This is a genomic window from Desulfosceptrum tomskiensis (genome assembly GCF_049818055.1).
Lineage (GTDB): Bacteria > Bacillota > Desulfotomaculia > Desulfotomaculales > JASEER01 > JBFLVT01.
Window position 1 is genome coordinate 1608311 of the sequence record NZ_CP187479.1, and the last position, 12547, is coordinate 1620857.

Consider the following 12547-nt stretch of genomic DNA (forward strand, 5'->3'; position numbering starts at 1 on the left):
AACCTCCCGAGGAGAGGTGCTTCTTCCCTTCTTATCGGCCGTATGCTGATAACCTTTATACTTCGCTGCTGATTTCGGCCGCAATTTCGTGCAGCGGCATGACCTTGTCGACAGCACCCACTTCAATGGCTGCCGCAGGCATACCAAACACCACGCTGGTCTCCTGGTCCTGGGCGATCGTCCGCCCGCCCTTGGCCTTGATCAGCGCCATTCCCCTAGCGCCGTCACGCCCCATGCCCGTCAGCAGGACCCCCAGGGTACCGGACCCGTAGACCGCGACAGCCTCGGCCATCACGTCATCCACCGAGGGGCAAAAACCACCGGGCGGCAAAGGACTGTTTCTAGCCTTTAGGATAACTTTAACAGTGTTTCCTTCTTTGCGCAAGAGAAAATCTGAACCTGAAGGCGCCACAAGTACCTTCCCCGGCTCAAGAACGTCGTTCTCGGACGCGTGCACTACTTTAAGCCGGCACTGCAGATCCAGGTGATGGGCCAGGGAAGCTGTGAACCCTACAGGCATGTGTTGCACCACGATGACGGGAAAAGGCAATGATGCCGGAAGTTTCGGCAGGATAAGGCGTAAGGCCGCAGGTCCTCCGGTCGAACAGCCGATGACCGCTGCCTTCACCTTCTGCCCGCGCTGCAGGGCGCCCGCCGTCCGGTCCTCCGGCCGCACCTCTTTCCGGGCAGCGGTCTTGATAGCCCGAAACCGCGGCGCCGCAGCGGCCAGCTTGATCTTGGCGATGAGCTCGGCGGCCACCGTCCTCACCTGGATACCGGACTCCGGCTTGGTGACAAAATCAAAAGCCCCGTAACTCAGGGCCGCTACCGTAACCTCGCTGCCCCGGCGCGTATGGGCGCTAAGCATAATGACCTGGCACGAGTGCTCGGCGACTATCCTCTTTAACGTATCCAGCCCATCCATGACGGGCATTTCCACATCGAGGACGACAACTTCGGGAGACGTTCTGGGGATGGCCGTCAGCGCCTCCGCGCCGTTAGCCGCCGTACCGACCACCTGCAGGTCCCTGTCCTCTTCCAGCAAGCGTTTGAGTGTCACCCTTAGAACAGCCGAATCGTCGACGATTAAAACCTTAATGGGCTGCATTTACCGCCTTTATTCTCCCTTTTTCTTCTTTACTCTGTTTTATCATGGCCCGCACGTCAAGGATCAGGGCCACCCGGCCGTCGCCGAGGATGGTCGCTCCTGACAAGCCGCGGATCTGACCGAGATAATCCCCCAGAGATTTGATGACGATCTCCTGGTCGCCAAGGAGCGTGTCCACAAGCACGCCGGCTCGCTCACGCCCAGAGCCGACCACCACCACATACTGCATTTCGCCCGCGGCTTTAAGCCCGAAGAACCTGTCCAGCCGGATGAGCGGCAGAACCGAGCCGCGCAACATGACAAACTCGGCCTCGCCGACGCGGTTGATGTCCTCCGGCCGTACCTGGATAATCTCCGTCACGTGCCCCATCGGGAAGGCATAGGTCTGGCTGCCCAGGTTAACGAGCAGCGAACGGATAATCGCCAGGGTCAGCGGCAGCTTGATCGTGAACTTGGTCCCCGCTCCCGGCTCGCTTTCGACGTCCAGGGTGCCGTTGATGCGCTCGACGTGGGTGCGGACGATATCCATGCCGACCCCGCGCCCGGATAGGTCGCTGACCGTATCGGCCGTCGAAAACCCGGGCAGGAAGATGAGCTCGTAGGCGTCTTCGTCTTCCATCCTATCCGCTTCTTCCCGGGAGATCAACCCCATGGAAAGGGCCCTGGCCTTCAAGGCCTCCGCCTTCAGGCCCCGCCCGTCGTCCTGGACAATGATAAAGATGTGGTTTTCCCGGTGGTGGGCCCGGAGTTTGATCGTCCCCGCTTCGGGCTTGCCAAGAGCCAGCCTCTCTTCAGGAGATTCAATGCCGTGGTCCACGGCATTGCGAATAAGGTGAATCAACGGGTCGTTGATCAGTTCGATCACGTTGCGGTCCAACTCGGTCTCCCGGCCTTCAACCACCAGTTCGATTTTCTTGCCCAGCTTGTTGGAAAGGTCTCTTACCAACCGCGGGAAGCGGTTGAAAATCTGCGCGATGGGCAGCATCCTGGCCTTCATGATCTGATCCTGCAGGTCTCCGGCCACCTGGCCGAAGTGCCCCGAAATCTCCCTGAGTTCATCGATAAACGTTTCGCTATCCTCCGTGCCGAGCAGCCCCAGAAGCCTGTCCAGGCGCGTGCGCTCGATAACCAGTTCCCCGACCAGGTTCATCATGTTGTCCAGCTTGCTCACGTCGATGCGGACGGTCTTTACCATCCCCTGCTCGCTGCTGCCGGCACCCGCAGCAGGCCGTTCTTTATTATTGCCGTTGCCAACCTCTTTGACCGCAGCGTCCGCCTTGGCGGAGGTCTTCACCGCCTCGCCAGCCAGGGCCTCGCGGTCCAAGCTTTTAACGGTAACCTCGGCCACGTCGGCCATGCTGGCAATCAGGTTCCGGAGTTCCTCGCCGTCTTCCTGCGAACAGTAGGTTAATTTTAGAGTGGTGCCGCACACCCCGTCTTTGATCTCGCCCGGGGAAGGAACAGAATCCTCAATTACCCCGTGCGCACCCAGTGCTTCAATAATAATGAAAGCCCTTACAGCAGGCATCGGGCAGCTTGGTTCGAAAGTAACGCGGATTTCGTAGAGGGAGTCGCCCCTGGCAATGTCGCGGTGTCTATCTTCTACAGGTTTAAGGCCGTTTTCCAGGACGGTGTCTTGAGCAATGGGCGCCACCGCTTGGGGGAAAGGCGCCTGGCCGCCCGATGCCTGGCAGCCGCGCAGCTTTTGTACGATAGACCCCGTATCTACGCCGTCCGTATCCCTGCCGAGAATTTTCTCACGCAGTCCCCGCAAGGCATCCAGAGCCTCAAAAAGGACGTTGACAAGCCAGGGAGAGACTTCCAGCTTTCCCCCGCGCAACGCATCGAGCAGGCTTTCCAATTCGTGGGTGAGCGATGCAACATCCTCGAACCCCATCATTGCCGAAGAACCCTTGATGGTGTGCGCGGCCCGGAAGACCTCCTGAAGGACGTCGGAACGGGCCCCCTCGCGTTCCAGAGTCATAAACCCTTCCGTCAGGACCTGGATCTTCTCGTCCATTTCATCGAGAAAAACGCCCATTTCTTCGGCGGAAAAATCCAATTCCCTTCCCCCCTAAGGTTCCTCGAACACGTCATTTATGTTAAAAACATAAAGGCCTTTATTTCTTAGTCGGCAACAGAGCAAACAAGCTTTACAACATCATGTTCTACATTAAGGGTTTAGGAATGGATGTTGCCTACCGATTAGTTAACTGACAGCATTTTTTGGGAGGACACCTATGGACTTAATTACGCTTATCGGCATTACGCTGGCATCGGCGATGCTGATCCTCGCTTTTACGATGGAAGGCGGGCATATCGGGATGCTCCTGAAGCCCACTTCCATAATGATCGTTTTCGGGGGTACCATCGGCGCCACCCTGGCCGGAGCGTCCCCAGACCAGATCCGTTCAATACCGCAGAGCTTGAAAGCTATTCTATTTCAGAAACTGCCTGAAAAACAAGAAGTTATCGAGCAAATGGTGTGGCTGGCCGAAAAGGCGCGCCGGGAAGGCCTGCTTTTCCTGGAAAACCATCTCTCCGAAATACCGGACCCTTATCTCCGTAAAGGCCTGCAGCTCGTCATCGACGGGGCCGAGCCGGAGGTGGTCCGCTCGGTAATGGAAAATGAAATGTTCGCTATCGAGGAACGCCACCGCAAAAGCCGGGAGCTCTTTGAAGCCGCCGGCGGGTACGCCCCTACCATGGGGATTATCGGTACGGTCATGGGCCTGATTCACGTGCTCGCAAACCTGTCCAACCCGGAAACCCTGGGACCTGCCATCGCCGTGGCCTTTACCGCGACACTGTACGGCGTCGCCTCGGCCAATGTCGTCTTCTTCCCTATCGGGATGCGCTTGAAAACAATCAGCGAGCAGGAACTGATGATCAAGGCGCTCATGCTGGAAGGCGTTATCGCCCTTCAGGCCGGAAACAACCCGATAATCATCCGTGAACGGCTGAACGCCTTTGTCAGGCCGAAGAAGAACCAGGGTGACAGAAAGGGAGAAAGGGATGTCGTCGCCGAGAAGACTTAGACGCCATGGCGGAGGACATATAAACAACGAGCGCTGGCTGATCACATACGCCGACCTGATTACCCTGTTGATGATTTTCTTTGTTGTTCTTTACACCTTCAGCAATGTCGATGCTAAAAAATTCCAGGCTATCGCCGAGTCCCTGTCCGGCGCGCTGGGGGGCGAGGTAATCTTTGAAAATCCCCTCATCACGCAGTCGGAACCGGCGACGGAGGCTAACCTGAGAGATCTCGAAAACCTGGGTAAGGTCAAGGAACAGATCGAAAAACTGATCGCGGAGGAAGGGCTGGTGGGGACTGTCACTGTCAATGCCGAAGAACGCGGTCTGGTGATCAGCATCCAGAACACGGTCTTCTTTGCCTCGGGTTCGGCTGACTTGACGCCGTACGCCAGGAAAATCATCAGCAAGGTGACGACTATCCTCGGCCAGGTGCCCAACCTGGTGCGCGTGGAGGGACATACCGACAACCTGCCGATCAACACCGCCCGTTTTCCCTCGAACTGGGAACTTTCGGTGCTCCGCTCCACCAGCGTGGTGCACGAAATGATCCGGAACGGTCTTCCTCCCCAGCGCATCAGCGCCAGCGGATACGGAGAGTTTCGACCCAAAGCGCCGAACGACACGGAAGAACACCGGCAGCAGAACAGGCGCGTGGATTTCGTCATCCTGCGGGAAGGCCTCCGTGCCTCCGAGCCGGAGGCTGTCCAGAAGCCCCGCCTGGAAGACGTTATCCCGCCGCTGGAGCCAGTTCGCCATTAAGTCTAAGGATTACTTTGAAGGAGGGTTCATCTTGGAACAGCTTCAGGAGGGTCAGCTCATCGTTTTTGAACTCTTAGGCCAGCGCTACGCCATCCCGGTCCTCAAAACACAGGAGATTATCCGCATGACCGAAATCACACCGGTCCCTCAGACGTCAAAATACGTGGCCGGGATCATCAACCTTCGCGGATCCATCGTCCCGGTGATCGACCTCAACAAGAGGATGGGGCTCCCGATGTCGGAGTCGAACAAGGACTCCCGGATTATTGTCGTCGAACACCAGGGACAAAGCATCGGCATGATCGTCGACCGCGTGCAGGAAGTCGCTCATTTTACTCCCGACGAAGTAGAAGACACGTCGGGAACCGTCGACGGCAACGCCTTCGTGGGAGGCATCGTCAAGAAAAAGGACGCGCTCTGGCTGCTCCTGGATGTGGAGAAAGTCGTGAGCTGACGCTAATCCTTCGGATTGAGCGTCAGTCAGCAGTTAGAAGTTGGACTTGAAGGCATTCCTGTTCAGGAATGCCTGTTCTATTTCGGACGTCGGTCGTCGGTCGTAAGTCGTCGGACTCGAAGGCCTTCCCTTCCGGGAATGTCTAATCTTCCGACAACGGAGAGCTAACAGCCGTCGTGATCATCCGGACCCTGAAGACCTGGCTTTTTACAACGGTACGTCCAGCGGCGGATACAGGTTGGCGCCGGGAGCGTCAAAGTGCCACCACTCCAATGGCAGGGGAACAAAGCCTTCCGCCTTCATGGCTTCTTCCAGAATCGCGCGGTGTGACCGGGCCGCCGGGGAAACGTCCTGGTAACTGCGCGCAGCTCTGGGGCTGAACTCGTCGAAACCCGTCGGCATCTCGACATCCCTACCGTCGATAGTGACCAGTGTACAGTCCACAGCCGCTCCACGGCAGTGATACGAGCCGGCCCAAGGGTCAGCCAGGTAAATGCTGTCACGAACCCTGGAGTAAAGCTGCCGGTGGGCACTGAGCGGCCTGTAAGCGTCGTAGATTTTCAAACGGTAACCTTTTTTTTGCAGAGCCGCATTAACCTCTTTAAGGCGCATAGCAACATCTGCTACCAGGTACGGCCTGGCGTCTTTAGGGTAAATAGCCTTACCGGCCACATTGTTATGCGTTGCATAGCGCAGTTCAACGGCGATGGTGGGATCGATTTCGGTAACGTCCACCAACGGCGGGCTGATAACCCGGGCGAACGGCTCCAGGTCTGATATCTTGTAGACCAGGAGAGTGGCGCTGACAACACGCGCCACACTCGCAACCGGCCTAACCAGCCGGCCGTCGGACGAAGCCTCCGCCAGTTTTCGGGTCAGTTTTTCGGGGTCGGCCACAGGACCGACGTCTGTTCCTTCAGTGAGAATCAGGCCGTGCGTCCGGCGCAACGCCGGTTTCGACCGGCCGTTCGCCTCCGCCGAACGGTTAATCCCGAAAAGAATCGCCGGGGTCGTTCGAAGTTTGTCCTTCGACAACAGCATGCCATCCAGCATACGCCTGTGCCATGGCGCCGTATGGTCGCCGACCATCTCCACATACCCCAGGACGGCGAACGTGCCTTTGTTGCGCTCTTCGATGCCGCGGTACAGGCTGTCGATGCTTATGGACTTGCCGGGAGGCAAATAATAGATGCCCATTGGTGCGGCGCTGTCGCTGAGGCCGGCCAAGGAGCGGGCGTTCAGCAGGTTCGAGGATACAGACAGCTTATCCCCCGGGTTCAGGGGGTCCTGAACAAAGGCCCGGCCGTTTAAGATAATGAACTGCGTCTCCTTTGATCCGAGGTAAGATGCGCTTCCCTGTCCCAGCGCCGCTTTGACGCCCCTCAGATCGACCTGCCGAAAGGAAGTGTCCTCGGCTGTCAACAGGTAGGCTACAGTACTATGGCCGAACGCGGCAACGCGCAGGTAACCCCGGTCAACCTCCCGCGCAAAGGCAAGCATTAACAGCAAAACCAATGGAAGAAAAACGAGGCATCGTGTAAGGCGTCTGGCGTAACGCATTAAGGCCTCCCGAACACCTTTTACATGTGTTTTCGGGAGCTACCGCCCAACACTGAAGCTGTTTTACTCACTCCAATATACAAACCTGTCGTCAGAAAACAAGCCCATTGGGATCCTGGAAGCTGGTATAAGCGTAAGCATTAGTGTTTTAAGGTGTTAATACCGGCCAGGCCCAAGAGGCCCGCCAGGATCAGCAACACTGTCCAGAGAACGATACCGCTTCCCATCCACAATACCAGGCGTCCGGCGGAGGCTCCCAGAAAGAGCCCCAACACCGTACCCAGCGGCGCGCCGGTAAGCAAGGGAGCCAGCAGCCCCAGCCCGACGACCCCGTAGCGGTCCCAGATACGGTGAAGGCGTTGGTACCGCCCCCTCGCAACCGCTGGATCACGCCGTTTGAACAACCGCGCCCGTACTTGTTCACCGAGAAAAACGACGGCCAGTATGCCGGCAACAGCGCCACCAGCGGCGGCAATGCCCGTCGCAACAGGGTGCAGCCCCAGGGCTAGGCCGGCGGGAACGGCCGCCCACAATTCGACCGCACCCAATCCAAACACTGTTAAAAGCTTGATTGCCTGTTCCACGATACGATATCCCCTTTTTTAAGGTACTATACACTATATCTCCTTGCCAGGTTTCACGTCAGATTATTTGTGCTGAGCAGGCTGACGGTTCGCCGGTCCGTGGCTATCCCTGATTAAAACATAGTAACGATAATTTTTGTATTTACTTTGTTTAATTGTAATTAAACTAATTAGCTAATATAATAACACCAGGATCAAAGACCGGATGGTTGATTAGCTGCTTCTCCCGGAGAGAGGTGTGGGAAACGGACTTGCCAGAGTTGGATTTTATCGAAGAAATGGGGCTTCTGATGGAGAAGCACGGCGGCTCGAAAACCCTTGGCCGGGTGTTCGCCTACCTCCTCCTGGCCGACCGGCCGAAAACGCTGGACGAGATTGCGGAAGACCTGCTTTTCAGTAAGGCCACCGCATCCCTGACCGTCCGCCAGGGGCTGATGCTGCGGTTTTTCGAAAAAGTAAGCATCCCCGGAGAACGCAAGGCCCATTACCGGGCCGACGCGCGTTGCTGGATCGACGCCCAGTCCGCCAAGCTCGAGGCCATCCGGGAATGGGAGAGTCTCGCCGATGTCGGGCTAAGCCTTGTCCCGCCCGGCAATCAGGCTGCTCGAGAGAACCTCCGGAGCTTAAAAGACTATTTTGTTTTTTTGCGGTGGTATCTCTCGGACATAACCGAGCAGTACGAGCGCTGGAAGAAAGGCGAAATCAATCCGCAGAAGCAAAGACCCAAAGGGAATGTGTAACTACTATGACGCAGAATGTCCTGATGAGACTGGACAGGGTCACTAAAACATACACGATGGGCGAGGTGGTCGTGGAGGCCCTGAAGGAAACCTCGCTGGACATCTATGAAGGCGAGATCCTCGTGATCCTGGGGCCCAGCGGCTCGGGCAAGAGCACCCTGCTGAACCTGATGGGAGGCATGGACCGGCCGTCCAGCGGGTCGATCTACTTCCGGCAGGAAAACCTGAGCGCGGCCGGGGATGCCAGACTGACCCTTTTCCGGCGTCATGAGGTGGGCTTTGTGTTTCAATTCTACAACTTGATCCCCGACCTGACTGCCAGGGAAAACGTCGACCTCGCCGCCAACCTCGTGGACAGCCCGCTGTCCACCGTCGAAGTCTTAAGGGAAGTCGGGCTGGAAAACAGGCTCGACCACTTCCCTTCCCAGCTCAGCGGCGGTGAGCAACAGAGGGTGTCGATCGCCCGCGCCGCCGTCAAGAACCCGCGCCTGTTGCTCTGCGACGAGCCCACGGGCGCCCTGGACCACCAGACCGGCAGAATGATCCTGGGCCTGCTGGCGAAGATCAATCAAAAGCGCGGCAGTACGGTAATCATCGTCACGCATAACACCGTTATCGCCGACATGGCCGACCGCATCGTGCGGATAAGCAGCGGCAAAATCGTGGAAATCGGCGTCAACCAATCCCCCGTTTCCCCCGAAAGGATCGAATGGTAATGGCCGGAAAAGTCCTTGCCAAAAAACTCTTGCGCACCATCTGGAACACCAAGGGGCAGTTCCTGGCCATCACGGCCGTGATTACGATCGGCATCCTGGTCTATATCTCCATGACCACAACCTTTTACAACCTTAACCGGTCAAAGGATAAGCTCTACAGGGAAACCGGCTTCGCCGACTACTACTTCCACGTCATCAAGGCCCCTCAGCAGGTGACCAGACAGGTTGAAGCCGTTCCGGGAGTCATCAAGGTCACAGGACGCATTCAGAAAGACATCCCCCTGATCAAGGACGGCAACCAGAGGGGAACGGTGCGCCTGGTAAGCTATCCCCTGCCGATGAACTCCGAAGTGAACAGGGTTTATTTGCTCTCCGGCCGTCTGTTCGAAAAAGAGCCGCCAAGCGGCGGGATTGAGGTCCTGGTTGATCCCCAGTTTGCCGCGGCCAACCGCCTCGGTGTTAACGACACCATCACCGTCGTTGCGGAAGGCAGGCGCATTTCTTTGACCGTGGTGGGCACCGCGACCAGCCCCGAGTTCGTCTACCCGATCAAGGACGCGGCCAGCCTGCTCCCCGAGCCGGAGACATTCGGCATCGTGATGCTGCCTCTCAACCAGGCGCAGCAGGTATTGAACCTGCCCGGACAGGTCAACCAGCTCGTGCTGAAGCTGGCCCCGGGCGCAGACGAGGAAAGGATCGCCGCACAGGTTAGAAGCATCCTCAAACCTTACGGCGACCTGGCCGGCTACCCCCGCAAGCAGCATCTGAGCGACGTCGTCCTGCAGGGAGAACTCGACCAGTTGCGTACCACGGCCCGTACTATGCCCGTAATCTTCCTCGGCATCGCCGCCGCCATCCAGTTCGTTATGCTCGGCCGCATGGTTAGAACGCAGCGTCTGCAGATCGGCGTCATGAAGGCCATCGGCTATACCAGCCGGGAAATCATCGCGCATTATACCGGATACGCCCTGGCGGCGGCTGTCTCCGGGGCTGTGCTGGGTACACTTTGCGGGTGGTCCTTGTCTTCTGCCTTCTTAAAGCTATATGCTGAGTTTTTCAACCTGCCCGAGACTGTCGGCGGAATCCACTGGCAGACTGTCGCCTACGGTTTTCTGCTCAGCCTCGGTGTGGGAACAACCGCCGGGCTGTTGGCCTCCCGCGGCATCGTCACCATCAACCCTGCCGAATCGATGCGCCCGGAGCCGCCCAAGGGCGGCGGCAGAGTCTTTCTTGAGAGATGGACCCGGCTCTGGCAAAGGCTGGACCCGTCATGGAAGATGGGCTTGCGGACCGTGCTGCGTAACCGGATGCGCTCCGGCGTAACGCTGGTGGGGGTCATTTTCGCGGTGGGTTTGCTGATTATCGCCGTCTTCTCCAAAGACTCGGTCGATTACATACTCCAAGAGCATTTCCACAGGCAGCAGCACTACGACTACCTGGTCCGTTTTACCGCCCCCGTAAAGGAATACGAGCTGCTGAACCTGTCCCGTATCGACGGCGTCGTGAGAGCGGAGCCGATACTTGAGGTGCCCGTGAGGATGCACTTCCAGGGTCGTTCGAGGGAAGACATCCTCCTCGGGCTGCCCCCGGACGTATCGCTGAAGGAGCTGGTCAGCGACACGGGGCAACGCATGCCTCTGCCCGAGGAAGGGATGCTCATCAGCCAGCGAACAGCCGAGAAGCTGGGAGTGCAGGCAGGTGACCGCGTCATCGTGGAGACACTGCTCGGTTTCGGCCCCTCCCGTACCGCCGGCGTAAAAGTCGCGGGCATCAACAGCCAGCTTATCGGCAGCGCGTCTTACGTTACCCTGGAGCAGGCCAACCGGGCTCTCCAGGAGCGGCAGCTCGTATCCGGAGCCATGCTGAAAGTCGACCCGGGCAAAGCGGAATACGTTGAGAACCAGCTTAACGATATGACAGGAGTATCTTCCATCCTCAGCCGCCAGAAGGAACTAGCGGCCTTCAACAAGAACCTGGACAGCCTCGTCTACTCGATTGCCGTCATGGTCGCCTTCGCCGCAGTGCTGGGCTTTGCCATTGTCTACAACTCTACTGTGATCAGCTTTGCCGAACGCAAGCGGGAACTGGCATCCCTTAGAGTGGTGGGCTTTACAGCCCGGGAGGTTTCCGGGCTGCTCTTTAAGGAAAACCTGCTGCAAACGCTTCTGGGCGTGGCCCTGGGCCTGCCGTTCGGCCGCATGATGGCGGAAGCCTTCATCAAGGCCTCCAGCAGCGATCTCTTCACTCTGCCGGTGGTGATCTATCCGTCGACCTATTTCATCGCTGCCTTGGGAGGGATTTTCTTTATCTGGGTCGCCCACCTCTTCGCCGCTAAGGGAGTCAAGCGGCTGGACCTGGTCGAGGTGCTGAAGAGCAAAGATTAACCGGGAGGATTCACGTATGAAGCTGAGCAAGAAAGTCTACCTGGGTGTCGGGGTTCTGGCAGCAGCCGTTGTGGCCGGGTTAATGCTTTCGAGCGCCCGCACGGAGGTCGAAACGGTGGAGGCCCGGTCCGGCGGCATTATTCGTACGGTTGAAGATACGGGTTACGTGCAGGCCTCCACCGACTACAGCCTTTATGCCGCCCAGGGCGGCAGGGTGATTAAAGTTGCTGTCGAAGCCGGACAGCCGGTTAAGCAGGGGCAAACCCTGGCCGTGCTGGAAAACCTGGACCTGGCCGTCCAGGCAAACGATGCCCGCACCCAGCTGGCCAACGCACGTGCCGCCGAAGCCGGCGCGCAGGCGGCGCTGGAACGCACCAGGCTGGAACTGAACGATGCCAAAGAGAACCTGGCCCGTATGAGCGAATTGCTGGCCGCCGGAGCGGCCACCCAGGCGGAGTACGAAAAAGCGCAACTGCTGGTAAAGACTTACGAACAAGGGCTGAAAGAACAGCAGGCCCGCCAAGAAAGCGCCCAGGCGCAAGCAGCCGCCTTGGAGAAAGTCCTGCAGGACCTTACCACCAAAGAGCAGCAACTGGCGGTCAAGAGTCCGGCCGCCGGCGTCGTGCTGGACGTAGCTGCAAAAAAGGAGCAGGTGCTGGTCCCCGGCAGCCTAGTCGCAACGGTGGCCGTGCTGGACCGGCTCGAAGTCAGGGCTGACATTCTAAGCGACGACCTGCGGGAGGTGCGAGTCGGTCAGAAGGTTGCCGTCTCCGCGCCCGCCCTGGGCGAAAAGGTACTGCAAGGCGAAGTCAAGAAAATCTACCCGCGGGCGGAGGAAAAGCAATCCGCGCTGGGGATCGTCCAGCGGAGGGTCCCGGTCATCATTTCCTTAAGCGAAACAGCGAATCTTAAGCCTGGGTACGAGGTCAACGTGGCCATCGAAACCTTCAGGAAGCAGAACATGTTGATCATCCCGAGGGAGGCCGTGCGCACGCTGGAAGACGGCCGGAAACAGGTCAAGGTCGTGGTTGACGGGCGTGTCCGGCATCGCCTGATCGAAACCGGGGCCAGCGACAGGGAGAACATCGAGGTTATCGATGGCTTGAGGTCAGGAGACCTGGTTGTCAGAGACGGAAGCCTCGATCTGGCGGAAGGCGCCAGGGTTAGGTGTAGGATTTAGGATTTAGGACGTGAGAATAAACG

At 58.1% G+C, this 12547-nt stretch carries 11 protein-coding genes; 7 read left to right on the forward strand and 4 right to left on the reverse strand.

Annotated elements, in window-relative coordinates; all coding sequences use genetic code 11:
• Window positions 1-55: 55 nt before the first annotated feature.
• Entirely contained in the window at window positions 56-1108 is a 1053-nt protein-coding gene (gene cheB / locus ACPV0M_RS08285) for a chemotaxis-specific protein-glutamate methyltransferase CheB (protein ID WP_425620193.1), read from the reverse strand.
• Window positions 1095-3170, reverse strand: a complete 2076-nt coding sequence (locus ACPV0M_RS08290; protein ID WP_425620194.1) for a chemotaxis protein CheW — start codon at window positions 3168-3170, stop codon at window positions 1095-1097. Before ACPV0M_RS08290 ends, cheB begins: the two co-directional genes overlap by 14 nt.
• A gap of 178 nt (window positions 3171-3348) precedes the next feature.
• Here ACPV0M_RS08290 and ACPV0M_RS08295 point away from each other — a divergent pair, with 178 nt between their 5' ends.
• Genes ACPV0M_RS08295 through ACPV0M_RS08305 form a run of 3 tightly spaced genes read left to right on the forward strand, consistent with a single transcriptional unit; the run spans window position 3349 to window position 5360 of the window.
• Window positions 3349-4146, forward strand: coding sequence for a flagellar motor protein (locus tag ACPV0M_RS08295; protein WP_425620195.1), 798 nt, complete (start codon window positions 3349-3351; stop codon window positions 4144-4146).
• Window positions 4124-4906 carry a flagellar motor protein MotB gene (locus ACPV0M_RS08300; RefSeq protein WP_425620196.1) on the forward strand — a complete coding sequence of 261 codons (783 nt, stop codon included), beginning with the start codon at window positions 4124-4126 and terminating at the stop codon, window positions 4904-4906. The genes ACPV0M_RS08295 and ACPV0M_RS08300 overlap by 23 nt, the downstream gene beginning before the upstream one ends.
• 31 nt (window positions 4907-4937) lie before the next feature.
• On the forward strand, window positions 4938-5360 hold the full coding sequence (locus tag ACPV0M_RS08305) for a chemotaxis protein CheW (RefSeq protein ID WP_425620197.1): 423 nt from the start codon (window positions 4938-4940) through the stop codon (window positions 5358-5360).
• A 207-nt stretch (window positions 5361-5567) separates the two neighbouring features.
• Here the strand turns inward: ACPV0M_RS08305 and ACPV0M_RS08310 are convergent, their stop codons facing one another.
• Together ACPV0M_RS08310 and ACPV0M_RS08315 are read right to left on the reverse strand one after the other, a co-directional pair.
• Window positions 5568-6920: a M15 family metallopeptidase gene (locus tag ACPV0M_RS08310; protein ID WP_425620198.1), complete on the reverse strand. Its 1353-nt coding sequence runs from the start codon at window positions 6918-6920 to the stop codon at window positions 5568-5570.
• Window positions 6921-7060: 140 nt separating this feature from the next.
• On the reverse strand, window positions 7061-7504 hold the full coding sequence (locus ACPV0M_RS08315) for a small multi-drug export protein (RefSeq protein WP_425620199.1): 444 nt from the start codon (window positions 7502-7504) through the stop codon (window positions 7061-7063).
• Between the two features lie 251 nt (window positions 7505-7755).
• Between ACPV0M_RS08315 and ACPV0M_RS08320 the strand changes: the two genes are divergently transcribed.
• The 4 genes from ACPV0M_RS08320 to ACPV0M_RS08335 are packed head-to-tail and all read left to right on the forward strand — an operon-like array spanning window position 7756 to window position 12524.
• Window positions 7756-8244, forward strand: coding sequence for a GbsR/MarR family transcriptional regulator (locus ACPV0M_RS08320; RefSeq protein WP_425620200.1), 489 nt, complete (start codon window positions 7756-7758; stop codon window positions 8242-8244).
• 5 nt (window positions 8245-8249) lie between these two features.
• The gene (locus ACPV0M_RS08325) at window positions 8250-8960 is read left to right on the forward strand and encodes an ABC transporter ATP-binding protein (RefSeq protein WP_425620201.1); all 711 of its coding nucleotides are present in this window, start codon (window positions 8250-8252) and stop codon (window positions 8958-8960) included.
• A complete protein-coding gene (locus ACPV0M_RS08330; RefSeq protein ID WP_425620202.1) occupies window positions 8960-11344 on the forward strand; it encodes an ABC transporter permease in 2385 nt (794 codons plus the stop codon). Before ACPV0M_RS08325 ends, ACPV0M_RS08330 begins: the two co-directional genes overlap by 1 nt.
• 16 nt (window positions 11345-11360) lie before the next feature.
• Window positions 11361-12524 carry an efflux RND transporter periplasmic adaptor subunit gene (locus ACPV0M_RS08335; RefSeq protein WP_425620203.1) on the forward strand — a complete coding sequence of 388 codons (1164 nt, stop codon included), beginning with the start codon at window positions 11361-11363 and terminating at the stop codon, window positions 12522-12524.
• Window positions 12525-12547 lie beyond the last annotated feature (23 nt).